Below are 20,183 nucleotides of genomic sequence, written 5' to 3'. Positions count from 1 at the left end.
ATATAAAAACCTTATAACCCCGCTGATGGCGGGGTTGTTTCTGTTATAAAAATTTTATTTCTGTCATTTGTCAGCATAGTACTTCTGTTGCAATGTCATGCCACATCGTCACTATTTACCTACCACTACCTTCGCGTGACGAATCAGTTTGTCATTCAGGTAATAGCCTTTCTGTAAAACGTCCAGCACTTTGCCGGAAAGGTCCGGAGTAGGTGCAGGAATTTCAGTAATGGCGTCGTGCAGGTCAGGGTTGAATTCATGGTGCATAGCATCCATTTCTGTCAGACCTTTGGATAAAAGAGAGGATTTCAATTTACTGAAAACCATCATAGAGCCGTCTTTAACGGAAGCCAGATCAGAAGCTGTTTCCATTTGTTTGGCAGCTCTTTCGCTATCATCCAGTATATCCAACAAAGATACAATAACATCTTTGCCAGCGGTTTGCATTAACTCTAATCTTTCTTTGGCAGTACGTCTGCGGAAATTGTCAAATTCTGCCTGCAGGCGAAGATATTTATCGCGCAGGTCAGCTATTTCCTTGTCTTTCTTACCTAATTCACCAGATTCATCCAACTCATTATTCATATGCGAAGATCCACTCATATTCTCATCAGTGTTAATATCTGGCATGCTGTTCTCATTTTCGGTATTGTTAATTTCCTCTTGATGCATGTCTTTTTCTTTTTCTGTCATAATTGTAATGATTGTCTGCAAAGATAAGTAGTCAATTACTTTGCCAAGCGAACATTTGGCGACAAATTGACACGGATTCCATGTGTTTGGTATTAGGGTGCTGCCTATTTCTTACCTTTGCACCTCGAATTGCGATAAATGACAAAAGTTTTTTTAAAGAAAAAGATACAAAACAGGGTACTACTGGGACATCCCTGGGTATTTGGTAATGAAGTGAACGAAATCGATGGGCCGGTAGATGCTGGCGACATTGTAGATGTATTCACGCACCAGGGCACTTTTGTGGGCCGTGGTTATATCAATCCCCAATCCCAGATCCTTGTGCGCCTGCTCACCCGCGATAAGCGCGAAGAAATCAACGATGAATTCTTTTATCGTCGGTTACTGAAATGCTGGGAATACCGTAAAAAGATCGGTTATGTAGAAAACTGCCGTCTGGTATTTGGTGAGGCGGATGAAATGCCAGCCCTGATCATTGATAAATTCAATGATTACCTGGTTATTCAGACGTTGGCACTTGGTATGGAAAAATGGAAAGGCGCTATCGTAGATGCCCTGAACAGGATTTTTAATCCTAAAGGTATCTATGAAAGAAATGATGTTCCTGTTCGTGAACTGGAAGGTATGCAGCAACAGAAAGGCTTCCTTTCTGCTCCATTTGATACCAATGTTATCATCAACGAGAACGGTCTGAAATTCCATGTAGACATCGAAAACGGCCAGAAAACAGGCTATTTCCTTGATCAGCAGGATAACCGTCGGGCGATCCAGCACATCGTTAAAGGTGCAGACGTATTGGAAGCATTCTGCTATACAGGTACTTTCTCTTGTCATGCCGGCCACTATGGTGCTAAAAGTGTAATGGGACTTGATATTTCCGAGCATGCTGTTAACACCGCACGCCGTAATGCACAGCTGAATAACCTCCAGGATATTTGTAAGTTCCAGGCGGTAAATGCATTTGACCAGCTAAAAACATGGACAAAAGAGGAAAAGAAATTTGATGTTGTAATTCTGGACCCGCCGGCATTTACTAAAAGCCGTGAGAATATACAGAAAGCGATTACAGGTTATAAAGAGATCAACCTGCGTGGTATGAAGCTGCTGAAGCCTGGTGGATTCCTGGTAACGGCTTCCTGCACCAACCTGGTGCCGCCAAGCCTCTTCCTGGAAATCATTGATATGGCTGCCAAAGACGCTAGAAAGAAACTGCGTCAGGTAACGTTCCAGACACAGGCACAGGATCATCCTATCTTGTGGAATATTGAGAATACTACTTATCTTAAATTCCTGATTGTAGAAGTGCAGTAAAACACAACAATATTTTATACTAAAGCTGACCTTTGTGTCAGCTTTTTTTATGCCGTTACTCGATAACTACATGCCGATTACTATCCGTATAAAAATCTACTGTTACCCTATTTCAGCTACCCAGCATTATCTTTATACCTGTTAGGTAACCTAACATTTTGGACATGCTAAAAGGGTAAAAAAAAGGCGTCTCTACCATGTAGAGACGCCTTTAATATCTTGCGAATAAAATATCTTTATTTTACTACGTTGAATTTCCCTGATTCTACCAGGTTACCACGCTGATCTCTCAACTGATAAATATATAGCCCACTATAGTAATTTGATAAATTAACGGTAGTACGTGCACTGATACCTTTCAGCTGATCTATTTTTTTTCCCAGGAAATTGTACACAATAAGATCATATGGTTGCTCGTTATTATGTAGCTGTGTAATTTCGAAGTTAACAATGTTGGTAGCTGGGTTAGGGTATAGTTTCACAATTTTACTACCCCCGTCCGTTGCCGGTTGGGATTTGTCGTTTTGTGCACTGACCGCAAAGGTACAGAGGCAAAAAAACAGGGTAAATAAGAGGGTAGAGGATTTTAACATAGTCTTATAAAGATAAAATTTTATTCAAATATTTCCTAATTTTTGATTGTTAAATCACACACGAAACCTGTGCACTTTTCCCTATAAATTTAACAAATACAACGCCATTTTGTTATATTTTTCCTTCTTTTTATGTAAAATTTAACGGTTGGTTGAACAATATTTTGTAATGCTTTGACATACAATATTTTTGAGGGTTTAAAATCTTGGGCAATTCACGCTTTCTAACGTACTGTTGCGGCTGTTAAGGAATCCTTTAAACACCAGCGATATTTCAAAACCACCGAAACTCTGACTTGCCGTTCTCAACTGTGAAATATTTGCATCGTAAGACATCCCCAACTCATACTTATCCATATCCAATTTCACTGTAGGAATGATCGCATCATTCCAGCGAAGGAAGAGCCCCCCATATATGCCTCTTGTGGACTCAAGTCCACGATCCATCAGCGCATATCGTAGCATAGCGCCACCGATATATTCCGAATAGGTACCCTGGTGTAACTGGTTATATTCTGCCACCACTTTCACACGCTCATCCAGCGGAATGGAAATACCTGCATTAAATGTCAATTTTGGCTGCAGTTGAATAGTTTTATCTGCATAAAAGGAAACCTTTGAACCCTGGAAATGGTAATAACCTACACCCAGGTAGTAATTCACATCTTCCCTGATTACACTGTTATAACTCAATCCAAAACCGGCATCCAGGTAGCCATAACCTCTCAAGGCCAGCTTACCCTCTTCGCCTGTAGGCATCGTAGGGTCGAAACGTCCACCCGTATACTGGTTATCGAAAGTCATGTTGTTAGGATCAAACTGACGTTGCACATATCCCCCCATGAAACCAAGAGACAGGAAACTTGTCTTGTCCGAGTTTAACGACTTATGATAGTTGATGGCAGGGAATACTTGTGTAGACTGTAGTTTGGAAGTACCCGCACGGTCATAGGTAAACTGAAGGCCCGTGGTGAGGTAGTCATTCCCTTGACCAACGGGAAATTTGATTTCACCACTTAAAGTACCTGTCTGGTAAGCGGTGGTAACACTATTCCATTGGTTACGGTATACGGCCTGTACACGCACATCTCCATTGAAAATGCCTATCAGCGCAGGGTTACGCAGGATGGGGGTTTCATAGAATTGTGAGAGGTGGATATCTTGTGCAACCAATGCTGGCGTGAATAATACGCCAAAGGTAAACAGTAATATGCCGTATAAGTATTTCATAAATTATCTGAGTAAGGTTACGTTGCCTTTTAATTGCATAAATTCATTGGTATCGCAGTAGGCCTCCAGAAAGTAGATGTAAACATCCGCTGATTGCGGCTTTCCTTTAAACATCCCATCCCAGCCTTTACTGATATCATCTGTGTTGAACTGCTCTCTGTGATATACTTCTTGTCCCCAACGGTTGAAGACTCTGAACGATTTCACGAAGCTGATTCCTTTACCACGTGGATAAAAGATGTCATTAACCCCGTCGCCATTAGGACTAAAGCTGTTCGGAATGAAGATGGCATCGCTTTTACAAACCAGGTCCACACTTACTACATCACTTTTTGAGCAGCCGAATGCATTGGTGCCTGTAACGCTATAAGTCATAGGCTTGCGGACAGCGGCGCTCACTGCAGGACAGGTAGGACAGTCGAGATAATCTGTAGGAGACCATTGCCATTTCACTACATCCAGAGAACCACTGGCAATCAGCCGCACAGTAGAACCTACGGCAACCGTCTGGTCTTTGCCCGCTTCCACACTGGGTACTGGTTTTACAGAAAGTTTCACAGATACTGGTGCACTGTATGGGCACATCGGATCGTTGGTGCCAGTAACCTGATAGGTAATGTCAGCGGTAGGCGTACTAACGGGATCGGCTATCTTATTATTGGTAAGCCCGTCTACTGGCGTCCAGTTGTAGTAAAGCGCGCCAGTAGCTTGTAGTTTCGCGGAACTACCATAGCATACATTCATATTGGGCGTTACCGTCATGGTAACTTTAGGTACTACAGAAATGTCTGTTGAGTCATATACCGTACAGCCGTAAGCGTTAGTAGCCAGTGCTTTATATCTTGTATTACTAACCGGTGCTGCTGTTGGTGTTGTACAATAAGTACAGCTGAGATAATCAGTGGTGAGCCATTGTACATTACCATCTGTAATAGCATTGAGCGTAGTGCCGCTACCCTCGCAGATTTTAGCTTGTGTAGCAGTTACTTTAATGAATGGCGAAGGATTGATGGTAATGGTTTTGGTGATAGAATCCATGCAGTTTCTTGCATCAGTAATCACGAGCTTCACGGTATAATCACCAGAGGATGAATAGTTTGTCGCCGGTGGTGCTTGTGCTGTGGAAGTAAGACCATTACCCAGGTCCCAACGCCAGTTGGTCAGTGGTGTATTCGGAGAGGTAACAGCATTATTTTTGAAGTTTACTGGTTGTCCTGCACAGGCTCCGCCGCTAAGACTGAAATCTGCTACTGGGGCCAGTATGCGGATGTTGGCCACTTTGGTAACCACATCGGTGCAATACATGGGATCCTTATAGTTAATAATCAGTTTGTCATCGAAAGTGCCACTCGTAGCAAAGGTTTTCTCATAGCTCTGCTGCGTAGTAGTATAGGAACTACCGTCGCCAAACTGCCAGGTATAGCTAGCCACTAATTCTTGTGGCACATTTAATACTTCATAGGTTGCTTTACTGCCCCTACAGATAGCGCTAACACCTGTAGTGAAATCAGGCAGGAAGTAGTTAACCGTCTGGAAGCTGCTATGGCTACAGGTTCCATTGTTATCTTTTACTGTCAAACGTACCGTGTATTTGCCCGTAGTTGCATATTGGTGCGTAACATTCTGGGTGGTTTCTAATGGGCTATTGTCTCCAAAGTCCCATTCGTAGGTACTTGTAGCGGTAGTATTGGTAGAAGTGTTAGTAAATGAAAAGGCTGTTCTGTCGGTACATGATCTGGTAGCATTAAAGGATGATACTGGGCCGGTGATGGTAACGGGCGCAGAAACAGGACTGGTGAAACATCCGTTGCTACCAGCTCTTAGCTGTACGGTCAGATTGCCTGAAGCCTGGAAATTATGTTTCAGGTCATTGGCGGCGGTATCCAGTTTGGAGCCATCGCCAAAATCCCAGCTGTAGGTATCCACATATTTTGCATCTGCGAGTACGCGTACTGGTTCGCCTACGCATGCAGTAGTCGGCGATACGGTGAAACTTACGTTGGAAGGCGGATTACCTGTGTGAATCTGTTTAGGGAATGATTTAGTAACAGTACAACCACTGGTAGTGGTCATGGTGAGTGTGATATCATAAGTACCTGTTTGTGGGTAGGTATGATTAATGGTGGCATTACCCGCCTGAATGGTACCGTCGCCGAAGTTCCAGGTGTAGCCTGCAACCGGATCGGTAGGCGAATTGGTGGCAGTGGCAGAAAAAGAAGCCGTGTATGGTACACAACCACCTATAGGACTGGTTACTGCAACATCAGGCAATGATATATTGATGTATTCAGACTTTGTTAATTTTTGCGTACAGCCGGTACTGTTAGTAACGGTAAGGGATATACTAAATTTACCTGCTTTGCCGTAAGCATGTGTTACCGTATTCGTTGTAGACTGCACTGGTGCAGAACCATCCCCGAAATCCCATGTACGTAACTGTGCCCCAGGAGTTAAATCGGTGAAAGTAGCTGTAAATAGCTTACAACTTTGGGTAATGTTTGCACTGAAATCTACCGCAGGAATATCTCCAATCGTTATCTGCCTGAAATAAGTACTTTCTCCATTATAGTATTTAGCGGTGAGAGATATCTTTTTGAGACCACCGGTAGTATAGGAAATACTAGGATTGGCATCATGAGAGGTGCGTCCATCACCAAAATCCCAGGTATACATTACCGGGGAGCCAGTTGTTGTATTTGTTAAACTGATTGTTACCGGAGCGCAGAGGGATACTGGAGAGGCTGTATAATTGAAGCCCGCTTGCTGTGCCAGCACTTTTCCTCCTGTTAACATGATTAACAGAAACAATAATGCCATTAAACATCTTGCCGGATGGTATTTCATAGGTAGCTGCGGTTTTTCATAGAAATCAGCACACAAATTAACTAAAAAAACAATAAATACACTATTTTATCTATATAATACAGAATTTCAATAATTTATCTATTTAATAATTGATTATCTTAACAAAGTGATGTTTCCTTTTAGTAACCCTGCGCCTCCCTTATCGCAGGTAACTTCTGCGAAATAAACATATACATCAGGAGTAAGTATTTGCCCTTTGAAGGTACCGTCCCAGCCTTTTGTGATATCGTCCGGGCTAAAATTATATCGCTCAAACACCAGTTGGCCCCAACGGTTAAAGATCTTCAGTGATTTCACTTCTCTGACACCACGTCCACGGATATAGAAAATATCATTTACACCATCTTTATTAGGAGAGAAGGTATTAGGAATGAAGATGTTGGAGTTATCGCAAATCAGTTTGATGCTGATATCGTCTGTACCCTTACAACCGTATTGGTTGGTCACTTCCACATAATAGGTAACATCATTTTTAGGTGTGGCCGTAGGATTCAGGCAGGTAAAGCAGCTGAGATCTGTCTGCGGCGTCCAGAGCACTTTGGTAATATCCTCGCTGCCTGTAACCGTCAACGGCAGAATAGCGCCTGCAGATGCTGTAATATCCGGCCCTGCATTGATAGTAGGTGTTGGGTTTACTGTAACATGAGCAGTAGCTTTTACTTCAAAGCAATTGTATTTATCAAAACCACTCACCACATAATCAGTACTGATCTCCGGTTTTACGAGTGGATTAGGGATAGTGGTATTACTTAATCCAGGTGCTGGCGCCCATTGGTACCGGTATGCACCAGAAGCCAGCAGGAAAGTGCCCGTACCATAACAAATGGAATAATTGCTGGTGGTTACAATGAAAGGTTGTGTAACTGTAAAACGCAATGATTTTGAATTCGTACAGCCGTAAGGGTTAACTGCTAATACTGTGTACATTGTGTCGATATCTGGTGTGATGAGCGGCGTTTTACTTTTAATGTCATTAATGTTATAGTTTGTCCAGGTAACGGTAGCATCAGCATCTGTGTTGGCAAGCAATTGCAAGGCATTGCCACGACAGATATTCACCTGGTCTGGTGTTGGCGCCAGTGATGGTGATGCATGAACTGTGATCTGACTATTTGCAACACTAGGGCAGCTTCCGTCAGCATTCGTTATCGTCAGGCTGATAGGCATTATGCCGTTTGTATTACCAGTGTAATTGATTGGGTTGATACTATTGCTTTTAATGTCTGGCGCAATGTTCCACTGCCATTTAGCCCCCGGCACTCCTACGGTTTCACTGCCTGTGATAGTAGTGGTGCTATATTGGCAAATGTCAGCAACATTACTAACAGTAGCATGGGCCTGTGTAGGAATGGTGACTGTTTTATCAACAGTAGCGGTACAACCATAAGCACTGGTGACGAGCAGTTTTACTGTGCTCATACCAGGCGATGGATAATTAAACACACCGTTTTTGCTGATGCTGGTGTTATTAGGTTGGCCTGTTCTTCCAAAATCCCAGCTGCTACTGTATGGTAAAGCAAGTGAATCTTGTGTAAGCGTATTAGATTTGTTGAGAAATAACACTTGTCCACCACCGCAAGCGGCTGAATTATCTATATCAAAATCCGCCACTGCTTTGTCTACCACAACTCTATCTGTAGATATAGCAGGTACTGCGCAACCTTTATCATCTGTGAGGATAACACGAGGATAGAAGATTCCTTTGTTTTGATAAGTATGTAGCGGAGATGTAGCTACAGTCGTTTTTTCCACCACACCATCATCAAAATCCCAGGCATAGCTAACAGTTTTTGTAGCACTGGCACTCATAACAATATCCAGTGGCGCACAACCATGGTTAGGATTAAAAGTGAGTGTGCCATCGGGGCCATCCACCTTCAACGAATGTGCAACGTTATTGCTGCATCCACCACTGGTATATACTGTCAGCGTGATATTGTAGGTTCCTGGTCTTGTGTAGTTATGACCATCTGGATTGTTATTGGCAGTAAATGATCCATCTCCAAAATCCCACTTACTGGTAACATAGTCTGTACTGTTATTGGTGAATTCCACCTTGGCCGGTGGACAAGGCAGCAACGTTGCCGGCATTGTGAAATCGGCCTTAGGATCTGGAACACGTAATGTATGCTCGGCAGTATCCTTACAACCATTTATTGTGGTTGTAATCAGTTGCACTGTATAATTACCAGTTGTCGTATATGCTTTCACGGGATTGGCAGCCGTACTGTTAGTGCCATCTCCAAAGTCCCACTGGTAGCTGTTTGCATTCGTGGACGAATTATAGTATTGATTGTCCTGGTTAAGACAAGGCTCAGGCGTTGCCAGCACAAAGTCTGCACTGTGCACATCCAGCTGATAGTTTTGGATGGCAATAACGGTACAGTTGTATTTATCAGTAACAGTAAGGGTTACCTGGTAATAGCCATCATTCACATATTTATGTTTGGTATCTGCTGGTGAGGCAGTTTTTGTTTCTTCTGGACTGTAGTCACCGAAATTCCATACCCATTTTGCAAGCTGATTACCACTATTGGTAGTAGATTGATCGGTGAAGGTGATATCTTCGTTCCTGCAAGGCTTTCCGCTTATAGTAAATTTAGGAATAGGGCCATTGATAGTGATGTCTTCAATATTAGAAAGACGAACACAATTATTCTGATCTGTCGCCGTTAATTGTACTTTATATTGACCTGGCGTAGTATAATGATGATTATAATTCGTATTCCATGTGCTGAACCCTTCTATATTTCCATCTCCCCAATTAATAGTAAAACCTGCTTCCAGCGTAGGATCTGTGACGTTTACATTTACGGAATAATCCGCGCCGACACAAACGGAACTGCTGAGACTTTTGATTGTTGGTAACTGCGTAACAACGAAAATCTTTTGCTTGTAGGTATTATCGCAAGCCCCATTATTTACTGTTAGCGATACTTCGTAAATACCTTGCTGTGCATAGGTATGATCAGGACTAGGAATAGTGCTGCCTGGCGTTTTATCTCCAAAATCCCAGGAGTAATTTTTAGGGAGTGTAGGATCATTTCCCCATCGTGTACTATCTGAAAAAAGTCTATAGAGATTATTGCTACAATCTACAGCTGTAGCCCATTCTGCGATCGGCGGATTAATACTGATATAGTTATACTTAGTAAGAGAATCAGTACAGCCAAAGTTCGTAACTGTTAAGGTAATGGTTTGCAATCCGAAATTGTGGAACACGTGTATAGGATTCTCGTCAGTGGAGAATTGTGAACCAGGGTTTCGTGGATCTGCATTATCAGTTACGAATTCCCACAACCACTCCTGACCTTGCGGCTTAGATTTATTTGTAAACCATATCGAGTCTTTCGCGCAAGCAACCAGCGGAGTGGCGGTAAAGTCTACCACAGGTTTAAAGCCTGACCTAACAAACCTTGTACTGGTGGATTTACATCCACTAAGTGTGGTGCCTGTTAAGGTAATTGTATGAACTCCTTCAGTTGTAAAAGTATGTGCAATAGAGGCTCCCGTGCCGGTAGCACCATCTCCAAAATCCCATTCGTACTTAATGAAAGGATCACTCGTAACGGGTCCGTTTATTACTGCAAAATTTACCAGTAAAGGAATACATCCCTGCATTACATCCTGGCTGAATGCAAGGTCTGGCAGAGAATAATCCGCTTTGACGTTGGTTGTTATACTACAGCCTTCTGCAGAAGTTGCGGTTAATGTTACCGGATAATTTTTATTTTCTGTAAAGGTATGCGTGGGATTAGATACCGTAGAAGTAGTACCATCGCCAAAGCTCCATAGCCATGTTACCGCATTACTATTTTGTATTGTAAACTGAGTTGTTACTGGCACTGCACATTGCTTGTCTGGGTTGGCAATACCTTTATCTGTAGGAAGTGGATTAAGTTTTACAGGCACTGAAATAACATCTGTACATCCATCCAGTGTAACCGATAACGTTACATAGGAACCTTGCGTAGTAATTTGTTTTACTGCATTATCTGTACGTTGAACAGTACCGTCATCAAATGACCAGATAGAAGAGGTGGGTGTAGGTTTGGTGGTGTTCGTGAAAATTACGTCTTCACCAAGACAGGCATGATAATCAAATGATGCTTTGAGTCCACCTACGGTGATATAATCTTTTTTTGTAGTGGTGGCCTGGCAGGTTCCATTGTAGGCTGTCAATGACACTGTATACGTTCCAGGGGCGTTGTAGGTATGTTGGGGAGATGAGCCAGTAGTGCCGTCACCGTAGTCGAAGGTATATGTATAAATTTTATTAGGATCAATGGTAGTATTAATAAACGTTGCGTCGAATGGAGAGGTACAACTACCTGTTTTCACTGCGGTGAAGGTGGGTTGCTGAGCAGCCCTAACGGTAACGGCTATAGGAGTGCTGTTACTACGGCATCCCCAGCTGTTGGTAACAATAGTTCCAACATTGTAGGAGCCTTCATAATTAAATGTATGGCTCACAGTAGCACCTTGTGCGCCATTTACAAATGTACCGTCGCCAAAATCCCAGGAAACAGATTGTATAGTTCCATCGGAAGTACTACTATTATCTGTGAATGACAAAGCACCATGTTGGCAAATATCTGTAACTCCACCAGTTGCAACTGCCTTAGGGTTATCGTGTACCACTATGTCCAGAGTTTTAACAACTGGTCCGGATGGATATACCGCTGTAAACTTCACATGGTAAGTTTTCGGCGCATTGAATGTTTTTTGCGGAGATAAAAGATTGTTGACGGTAGAACCCTGGTCAAAGTCCCATTCGTAGCTGGTATATCCAGCATCAGGTGTGGCGGTGAAGCTCACGAGCATTGGTGAACATCCACTGATATTATCTGCTTTTATTGTAACATTCTGTGCATATATCTTATTGATACTAAACAACAAAATGACAAATACGGATATGGCTTTACGAAAGGTATAGGTAAGGTTAGTCATGGCATAGGTGCCCTGTACAGGGCTGATTCATCTATAATAATCTATAAAAATAGTATTTAAATTATAACATCAGCCTATATTTTATGCAGTATAATAGCAGAATTCTTAGAAATTTAATGTTAGCGCGTAAATTAGTTATCTTAGCCAGATGCAGTTATTAGATGAAAAATATTGGAACGAACGTTATCAGCATCATCAAACCCAATGGGATATGGGAATGGTGTCGCCACCACTGAAAGCCTATGCAGATCAGTTAACAGATAAAGAATTGCGTATACTCATTCCTGGTGGAGGTAACAGCTATGAGGCCGGTTATCTTTGGGAAAACGGGTTTAAGAATATTACAGTGCTCGACATTGCGGCAGTAGTTACTGAACAACTAAAGGAGCGTTTTTCTGCCACAGGTATCCGTGTATTGGAAGGGGATTTTTTTGCACACCAGGAAACTTATGATCTTGTGTTGGAGCAAACATTTTTCTGTGCATTGGACCCATTGCTGAGGATTGATTATGTACAGCATATGCACGAGATTATAAGACCAGAAGGCAAGCTGGCAGGCGTATTGTTTAACAGGTCTTTTGCGCATGATGGCCCGCCATTTGGAGGTAATGTTACAGAATATGAAGAATTATTCTCGCCGTATTTTGAATTAAAGGTCATAGAACCTTGCTATAATTCACATCCGGCAAGGCAAGGGAATGAGGTTTTTATTAATTTTATCAGGAAATAATGCTTATGAAGAAAATAATTATTGCAGTTGCCGTTCTGTGTGCAGGTTTTGCAGCACAGGCACAGGATAAAGAAAATGCAACTGCTTTTGCCAATGATATCAAGCAAAAAGGTGTGCAGGTTTTTGACGTTAGAACCGCAGCAGAATATAAAACTGGTCATCTTCCAAATGCTTTACAGGCCGATTTTACACAGAAACCAGAGTTTTATGAAAGAGCTAAATATCTGGATAAACAAAAGCCGGTATACGTATATTGTTTAGGTGGTGGCAGAAGTGCTGGTGCCGCTAAATGGATGCGTGAAAATGGCTTTACCAAAGTGGTAGAGCTGGAGGGCGGCATCAACGCCTGGAAACAAAGCGGTTTGCCGGTAGAAGACGTCGCTGTGAAAGCTGCTCAACTGACCATGGATGATTATAATCAACAGGTTAAAGTGAAAGGCTGGGTATTAACGGATGTAGGCGCTGCGTGGTGTCCGCCATGCCGACAAATGGAGCCGGTGTTAAAAGATCTGCTGGCAAAAAGAAAAGACGTGAAGCTGGTAAAAGTAGATGGTGGTAATGATACCGATGTCATGAAAGCTATTAATGCGAAAGAATTGCCCACGTTTATTGTATATAAAGATGGCGTAGAGCAGGCAAGATTAACAGGCGTAACCAGCAAAGATAACCTGGAAGCGATGTTGAAATAAGATTATTAGTTATGCAGATAAAAGGCTGATCTCTTTTGACAAGAGATCAGCCTTTATTTTATAGGAATTTTTTAGTAGCGTAGTCAAGGAAATAGCTGAACTGTAGCGGTTTTCCGGTGATTTTCTCGCATAATTCATTGGAAGTATAGAAACGTCCGAAAGGATGAACATTGGTTCGTAACCATTCCAGTAAAGAATGATACTGGCCGGAAGCTATGTCAGTGGCAAGTTCTGGTACTTGTTTCTGTGCAGACGCAAAGAACTGTGCGGCGTAGAAGCTGCCTAGTGAATAGGTTGGGAAGTACCCGAAGCTACCATGCGACCAGTGAATGTCCTGTAAAACGCCTTGTGCATCATCTGGCACTTCTACGTGTAGGTATTGACGGTAGTATTCGTTCCAGGTATGATTCAGGTCTTTGGTGCTGATACTACCGTCTATCAGGCCTTTTTCTATTTCATATCGGATCATGATATGAAAATGATAGGTCAGTTCATCGGCTTCAGTTCTGATTAGTGAAGGCTGCACATGATTGATAGCATGATAGAATTCCTCCAGGGATACGTCGCTGAGGTTTTCTGTAAAAAGTTGTTGCACCTTAGGGTACTGGAATTTCCAGAAGTCGAGGCTACGGCCAACATTGTTTTCCCATAGTCTTGACTGTGATTCGTGGATACCCAGACTGGCGGCTTCACCACAAGGAAGGCCATACTGTTCAGAAGGGAGGCCTTGTTCGTAAAGTGCATGACCTCCTTCATGGATGCAGCTCCAGGTCATGTTGCTGAAATCATTTTCATCTATGCGTGTGGTAACGCGAACGTCTAATGGGTTAAAACTGGTAGTGAAAGGGTGCTCGGAAATATCCTGGCGGCCGGCTTTCATGTCATATCCCATTTCCTTCAGGATGTCGATGCCCAGTTTCCATTGTTTGTCTTTGTTATAGTTGCGATGGAGGAAATCTCTGCGTACAGCGGGTTGCTGAGCGATTTTGTCCAGTAATGGCGACAGCGCGGATTTCACTTCTGTAAAAATGGTGTCCAGCATGGAGGTATTGGCGCCTTTCTCGTATTCGTTGAGGAGGGCGTTATATGGATGGTCTTCATAACCAAGGATATCGGCCTCTTTTCTTTTCAGTTCCACCATACGGGTGAGCGCAGGTGCAAATATCTGGTAATCGTTAGCTTTGCGTGCTTTGATCCAGGCGTGATAGGCCTGGTTGGTGGCTTCGGAGATTTCGGCTACCAGAGCAGCTGGATATTTTTTGTTTTTATCGTAGTCTTCTATGGAGAGCAGGATATTTTTTTGCTGAACCGCGTTGAGATCCTGATTGTTTTGGAGTTGGTGCAGCAGCGAGCCGAGATCTTCGGCAGTAAAGAGTTCGTGGGCAATGGAGCTGAGGGTGGTAATTTGCTGACCACGGAAGGCGGCGCCTTTTTCAGGGAGATAGGTTTCCTGGTCCCAGCCCAATACGGCGATTGCATTCCTTACATCTGCAATTTTTTGCATCTTTAGTTTATAATCGGCATATTGTTCTGCTGTAGATTTGCTTCCTGGCATAACTGATATTTTTTTGCAAAAGTAAGTTATGAGCAGAAGAACCATTAATTTTTAGCTTTATGAAGATAAAAGACATTATCCAGGTGATTGAGCAATATGCTCCTTTGCAGTATCAGGAGAGTTATGACAATGCTGGGCTGATATTTGGCGATGCCTCCAGGGAGGTGACGAATGTATTGCTGACATTGGATGCCACGGAGGAAGTTATAGACGAGGCGATAGCCAGGGGGTGTAACCTCGTGGTAGCGCATCATCCTATTGTTTTCGGTGGGTTGAAGAAGATTAATGGCAATAACTATGTGGAGCGGGTGGCTATCAAAGCTATCAAGCATGATGTGGCAGTCTATGCGGCGCATACGAACCTGGACAATGTGCGTAATGGCGTATGTGCAGAAATGGCTTCGAGGCTTGGTTTGACGAATTGTAGAATATTACAGCCTAAAAAGGGGCTGCTGAAGAAGCTATACACATTTGTGCCGGCTGCTGATGCGGAAAAGGTGAGAAACGCCCTTTTTGAGGCCGGGGCCGGGCATATAGGGAATTACAGTGAGTGTAGCTATAATGGTGAGGGGCAGGGTACTTTCAAAGCAGGTGTAGGTACGGATCCTTATGTGGGAAAAGTAGGGGAAAGACATTTTGAGACAGAAACGAAGTTGGAAGTGATTTTTCCGTTATATTTGGAAGGTCGTGTGATACAGGCGTTGCTGGGTAGTCATCCTTATGAAGAGGTGGCGTATGATATAGTAACGTTGGATAATATGTACCATGAAGTAGGTTCAGGGCTGGTAGGAGAGCTGCCGGAGGAGATGGACGAGCTGGTATTTTTGAAGCTGGTGAAAGCGCGTTTTGGTACAGGTTGTGTGAAATACACGTCATTGAGAGGTAAGTCAGTGAAAAAGATTGCTTTATGTGGAGGTGCGGGGAGTTTCCTGTTAAAGCGTGCCATAGGTGTGGGCGCAGATGTGTATATCTCCTCAGATTTCAAATATCACGAATTTTTTGATGCTGATAATCAAATAGTTATCGCAGATATAGGACATTTTGAGAGTGAGCAGTTTACAGTGGAATTATTTTATCATATATTGACCGAAAAATTCCGTAATTTTGCGCCTCTTAAATCTACGATTAAAACAAACCCGGTAAATTATTTATAATACATGGCTACCGTAAAAGAATACTCCGTTGAAGAAAAATTAGCGTCTGTACTCAGATTGCAAAAGATTGATTCCAAGTTGGATGAGATCCAGGTGCTGAAAGGGGAGTTGCCGATTGAGGTGAAGGATCTGGAAGATGAGATCGAAGGATTGAACACCCGTCAGGCACACATTGAGAATGAGATCAAGGGTATCCAGGATTTCGTTGCCAATAAGAAAGCCGCGATTAAAGAAGCTGAAGCGCTGATCAAGAAATATGAGAAGCAGCAGGACAATGTGAAGAACAACCGTGAGTTTGAGGCTATCACTAAGGAAGTGGAGATGCAGAATCTGGAGATCAAATTGGCAGAGAAGCACATCAAAGATGCCAATGAAGAGGTGAAAGATAAGAGCCGCGTCCTGGAAAGCGCTAAAAAAGCGATTGGTGATAAAGAAGCGAATCTGAAACATAAGAAAGGCGAGCTGGAAAAAATCATTGCTGAAACAGATAAAGAAGAGAAAGAATTTGAGAAAGAAAGCGATGCCGCTCGTGAGAAGGTAGACCCACGTTTACTTGCTGCTTATGAGAAGATCCGCAAAAACTATCGTAATGGTCTGGCAGTGGTTACCATTGTTCGTGATTCCTGCGGTGGTTGCTTTAATGCTATTCCTCCTCAGCGTCAGGCTGAAATCCGTCAGCACAAAAAGATTATAGTTTGTGAGCATTGCGGTCGTATCCTGGTGGATAATGATCTGGAAGCTTCCGTAACTATCTAAGAAATAACTTGGTTTACTTTTTTAGCGATCAGGACTTTGTTCCTGATCGCTTTTTTTTGCCGTTGTTGCATCCTAAGAATGCCCTATATGCATATCATCTGCCACTGATAAAAAATAACGCTAATAAAATTAGCGTCATATTACTAAAAATATTAGTTTTGCTGCAAAGGCATGCAGGGGGCTGGATAAGAACTGTGCTAACAGGCACCTTTCTTTCAAATGAAACTATGAAAGCCGGAAGAGGTACAGGCACGGCCTGTCTTGAGTTTCCAATCATTTTTCATATACCGTTCAGCTCCGCAGATACCATGCGTATTAGTTCTTTTTATTTGTGGCAGGAAATTGGATGCAATGAGGCAACTTTAGGAATTGTAAATTGTTTGATTGGTTTTAAGGAACTTTGATGATATGCGTATTGTTGTTTCATTACTCTTGATACTTAGTATAGGCCTTAGCGTTAGTGCCCGGCAGAAAGTTTATGACTTTAATAGCAGGTGCGAACAGGCCTATGATGCTATCATGCAGCTCAAGTTGAACGAAGGGAAAGCTATCCTGGAAGAAGAAAAGAAAGAAAATCCAGATAACCTGATACCCTATTTTCTGGATGATTATGCAGATTTTTTCCCACTGTTCTTTAATGAAGATCCTGCGGAATATGCTAATAAGCGTGGTAACAGAAGCTTCAGACTGGACAAAATGGACGAAGGTTCGGAAGATTCTCCCTACTACCTGTATACACAGGCAGCTATTAAGTTTCACTGGGCCATGATCAAAGTGAAGTTCGGAGAAAAATGGGATGCCACCTGGGAAGTCAGAAAAGCATACATGATGCTGAAAGATAACCAGCGTAAATTTCCCAACTTCATCCCTAACCGGTTGTTGCTGGGATCCATGCAAACAGTGTTTGGAACTATTCCTGAAGGATATAAATGGATTACCAATGTCCTGGGCATGAAAGGCAGTATCAAAGAAGGAATGAACAATGTGAATGCTTTTGTGGAAAGCAATGCGCCAGAAGCTAAATTGCTACGTGAAGAATCTTACTATTATTACTGCTATCTGACCTTGTTCGTTGTAAATAAACCAGAAGATACCTGGGCGTTTTTACAACGTAAACAGCTGGATACAAAGAATAATTACCTCTTTGCGCTCATGGTAGCCAATCTGGCCCTGAATAACCAAAAGGCCGCTACAGGTATTAAGGTATTACAAGAGAGAAATGAAGGTAAGGAATATGCCGATATTCAGTATTATAACTACGTATATGGCTTGTTGAAACTGACGCGTTTGGATTCAGATGCTCATATTTACTTAGAGAAGTTTGTCAATAATTTCAAAGGGAAGTTTTACCTGAAAGAATGTTTGCAAAGACTCAGCTGGTTTTATTATTTAGAAGGTAACCAGGCTGCTGCTAATAAATACAGGCAGATGATCTTTGATAAGGGCGGACTGGAAACAGATGCAGACAAACAAGCCCTGAAAGAAGCTAAAGGTGGTAAATGGCCTAATCCATTCCTCCTGAAAATAAGATTGTTAAGTGATGGAGGTTATTTTAATGATGCATTGAAATTAATCCTCACCAAAAAATCAACAGATTTTACTGATATATCTGAAAAACTGGAATACGCGTATAGGCTTGGCCGTATCTATGACGAAATAGGACAGGACGATAAAGCGATCCAGATGTATGATGCCACCGTGAAAGTAGGGGCCAACAGGCCGGAATATTATGCAGCAAGGGCATCTCTGCAAATGGGATATATCTACGAAAAAAGAAACGAAAAAGCCAAAGCAATCCAGTGTTACCAACAGTGCCTGGATATGAAAGGCCACGATTATAAAAACTCCCTGGATGCAAGGGCAAAAGCAGGATTACAGCGTGTGAGCGGTTCCTGATCCGGGAGTGTCCGTCGAATGATTTTTTAACCTGAGAGATAAGTTTTGTCAACTTTCTTACAGAGAATATCACGACTTTTACAGCGCATTTTTTATTATCCTGACTTATGTTACAGCGATTAATCATTAAGAATTACGCCATTATTGATCACCTGGAAGTAGATTTCTCAGGTAACCTGAACGTGATTACCGGTGAAACTGGTGCAGGTAAATCCATCCTGCTCGGGGCCCTCTCCCTCATACTAGGCGAAAGAGCCGATCCTGGTGTGCTGTTTAACAAGACCGACAAATGCATCGTAGAAGGTATTTTCCTGGTGAAAAATAGCCAGATTGCCACCTTCCTGCAGGAACATGAACTGGACGTGGAAGATCAGCTGATCATCCGCCGCGAAATCAGTGCTGCCGGCAAATCCCGGGCCTTCGTCAATGATACGCCCGTTAATATCTCCCAGCTCAATGAACTCGCACAATACCTGGTAGACCTGCATCAGCAGTTTGATACACTGGAATTAGGTAACGCTGACTTCCAACGCGAAGTAATAGACGCATTAGCAAAACCAGCACAATTAAGCGCCTATCAGCAGCTGTTTACACAATACCTGCAGGTACAACGCAGATACAAAGAACTCTTTGATAACAGAGATAACGCCAACAAAGAACTGGACTATAACAAATTCCTGCTCGATGAACTGGCAGAAGCAGATTTCAAAGAAAATGAAATCGAAGACCTGGACGCTGAGCTACAAGTACTCAGTCACGCCGAAGAAATCAAGAACACACTCAGTAAAGTATATTTTCAGCTGAAGGAAGATGAACAACCTATCCTTCAAACACTGAAGCAAATACAGTCTTCCCTGACAGCCATCTCTTCTTTCCATAAAGATGTACCAGCAGTAGCAGAAAGAATGCAATCACTTTATGTGGAATTGCAGGACATCAGCAGTGATATAGACCGCCTCGGTGATCAGGTACAATATGATGGCAACAGAATTGAGCAAGTGAACGAGCGTATGGCCATGGGGTATCGCTTCTTCAAAAAACATGGCATTCAAACTACTGCCGAACTGCTCGAAATCAAAGCAGGACTGGAACAGAAAGTTAGCAGTGTACTAAACCTCGATGAAGAGCTGGCACAACTGGAACAGGAGCAGACAATGTTACGTTCCCAGCTGGAAGAGATGGCAGAGAATATCTCCACAGCTAGAAAAGAAGCTGCTATTCCTTTTGAGAAAAAAGTAAACGAACTGCTGGCACAGGTAGGTATGCCTAATGCCCGCATGAAAGTAGATATTGTACAGGGAGAACTCAATGCACATGGTCATGATACCATCGACCTGCTGTTTGATGCTAATAAGAGCAATCATTTTGCACCTGTAGGTAAAGTAGCCTCCGGTGGTGAGTTGAGTCGTATTATGCTTTGCGTGAAATCTCTGGTAGCACAGTCAGTACATCTGCCTACCCTGATATTTGATGAAATTGATACCGGTATCTCCGGAGAAGCTGCAAAACAGGTAGGTATCATATTGAAAGATCTGGCAAAAGAACATCAGATCATCTGTATTACACACCAACCACAGATTGCAGGTAAAGCAGATGCACATTACTTTGTATATAAAGATGCTGCTGCTGAAAAAGTTACTACCAGCGTACGTCTGCTGACGTTAGATGAACGTATCAACAAGATCGCGCAGATGCTTAGTGGAGAAAAGCCAACCGCCGCTGCCCTTGAAAATGCAAGGGAAATGGTCCGTTAAAAACTCA

General features: G+C 42.7%; 14 protein-coding genes. 8 read left to right on the top strand and 6 right to left on the bottom strand.

Features of this window, described 5'->3' with window-relative positions; genetic code table 11:
• Nucleotides 1-111: 111 nt before the first annotated feature.
• Complete coding sequence (locus ACE38W_RS07455) at nucleotides 112-693, bottom strand: nucleotide exchange factor GrpE (protein ID WP_375829773.1); 582 nt, start codon at nucleotides 691-693, stop codon at nucleotides 112-114.
• A gap of 138 nt (nucleotides 694-831) precedes the next feature.
• On the opposite strand from ACE38W_RS07455, the gene ACE38W_RS07450 reads away from it, so the two are divergent.
• Nucleotides 832-2,004 carry a class I SAM-dependent rRNA methyltransferase gene (locus ACE38W_RS07450; protein ID WP_375829772.1) on the top strand — a complete coding sequence of 391 codons (1,173 nt, stop codon included), beginning with the start codon at nucleotides 832-834 and terminating at the stop codon, nucleotides 2,002-2,004.
• A 236-nt stretch (nucleotides 2,005-2,240) separates the two neighbouring features.
• Here ACE38W_RS07450 and ACE38W_RS07445 read toward each other — a convergent pair whose 3' ends face one another.
• From ACE38W_RS07445 to ACE38W_RS07430, 4 genes are all read right to left on the bottom strand, one after another.
• Nucleotides 2,241-2,597: a T9SS type A sorting domain-containing protein gene (locus tag ACE38W_RS07445; RefSeq protein ID WP_375829771.1), complete on the bottom strand. Its 357-nt coding sequence runs from the start codon at nucleotides 2,595-2,597 to the stop codon at nucleotides 2,241-2,243.
• 198 nt (nucleotides 2,598-2,795) lie between these two features.
• Entirely contained in the window at nucleotides 2,796-3,827 is a 1,032-nt protein-coding gene (locus ACE38W_RS07440; protein WP_375829770.1) for a PorP/SprF family type IX secretion system membrane protein, read from the bottom strand.
• Nucleotides 3,828-3,830: 3 nt separating this feature from the next.
• Nucleotides 3,831-6,671, bottom strand: coding sequence for a PKD domain-containing protein (locus ACE38W_RS07435; RefSeq protein ID WP_375829769.1), 2,841 nt, complete (start codon nucleotides 6,669-6,671; stop codon nucleotides 3,831-3,833).
• A gap of 114 nt (nucleotides 6,672-6,785) precedes the next feature.
• Nucleotides 6,786-11,642, bottom strand: a complete 4,857-nt coding sequence (locus ACE38W_RS07430) for a PKD domain-containing protein (protein ID WP_375829768.1) — start codon at nucleotides 11,640-11,642, stop codon at nucleotides 6,786-6,788.
• 148 nt (nucleotides 11,643-11,790) lie between these two features.
• Here ACE38W_RS07430 and ACE38W_RS07425 point away from each other — a divergent pair, with 148 nt between their 5' ends.
• Nucleotides 11,791-12,372: an SAM-dependent methyltransferase gene (locus ACE38W_RS07425; protein WP_375829767.1), complete on the top strand. Its 582-nt coding sequence runs from the start codon at nucleotides 11,791-11,793 to the stop codon at nucleotides 12,370-12,372.
• 5 nt (nucleotides 12,373-12,377) lie between these two features.
• On the top strand, nucleotides 12,378-13,061 hold the full coding sequence (locus ACE38W_RS07420; protein ID WP_375829766.1) for a rhodanese-like domain-containing protein: 684 nt from the start codon (nucleotides 12,378-12,380) through the stop codon (nucleotides 13,059-13,061).
• A 58-nt stretch (nucleotides 13,062-13,119) separates the two neighbouring features.
• Here ACE38W_RS07420 and ACE38W_RS07415 read toward each other — a convergent pair whose 3' ends face one another.
• Complete coding sequence (locus tag ACE38W_RS07415; protein ID WP_375829765.1) at nucleotides 13,120-14,616, bottom strand: carboxypeptidase M32; 1,497 nt, start codon at nucleotides 14,614-14,616, stop codon at nucleotides 13,120-13,122.
• A 59-nt stretch (nucleotides 14,617-14,675) separates the two neighbouring features.
• On the opposite strand from ACE38W_RS07415, the gene ACE38W_RS07410 reads away from it, so the two are divergent.
• The 5 genes from ACE38W_RS07410 (at nucleotide 14,676) to recN (ending at nucleotide 20,176) form a co-directional block, all read left to right on the top strand.
• The gene (locus ACE38W_RS07410; RefSeq protein ID WP_375829764.1) at nucleotides 14,676-15,770 is read left to right on the top strand and encodes a Nif3-like dinuclear metal center hexameric protein; all 1,095 of its coding nucleotides are present in this window, start codon (nucleotides 14,676-14,678) and stop codon (nucleotides 15,768-15,770) included.
• Nucleotides 15,771-15,773: 3 nt separating this feature from the next.
• Nucleotides 15,774-16,526: a zinc ribbon domain-containing protein gene (locus ACE38W_RS07405; RefSeq protein ID WP_375829763.1), complete on the top strand. Its 753-nt coding sequence runs from the start codon at nucleotides 15,774-15,776 to the stop codon at nucleotides 16,524-16,526.
• 8 nt (nucleotides 16,527-16,534) lie between these two features.
• On the top strand, nucleotides 16,535-16,930 hold the full coding sequence (locus tag ACE38W_RS07400; RefSeq protein ID WP_375829762.1) for a hypothetical protein: 396 nt from the start codon (nucleotides 16,535-16,537) through the stop codon (nucleotides 16,928-16,930).
• A 4-nt stretch (nucleotides 16,931-16,934) separates the two neighbouring features.
• Nucleotides 16,935-18,422 carry a tol-pal system YbgF family protein gene (locus ACE38W_RS07395; protein WP_375829761.1) on the top strand — a complete coding sequence of 496 codons (1,488 nt, stop codon included), beginning with the start codon at nucleotides 16,935-16,937 and terminating at the stop codon, nucleotides 18,420-18,422.
• Nucleotides 18,423-18,529: 107 nt separating this feature from the next.
• Nucleotides 18,530-20,176 carry a DNA repair protein RecN gene (recN, locus tag ACE38W_RS07390; protein WP_375829760.1) on the top strand — a complete coding sequence of 549 codons (1,647 nt, stop codon included), beginning with the start codon at nucleotides 18,530-18,532 and terminating at the stop codon, nucleotides 20,174-20,176.
• Nucleotides 20,177-20,183 lie beyond the last annotated feature (7 nt).

It is taken from the genome of Chitinophaga sp. Hz27, assembly GCF_042263525.1.
Taxonomy (GTDB): Bacteria; Bacteroidota; Bacteroidia; order Chitinophagales; family Chitinophagaceae; genus Chitinophaga.
Note: the sequence above shows the minus strand (reverse complement) of the source record. Positions and strands in the feature narration are given on the sequence as shown.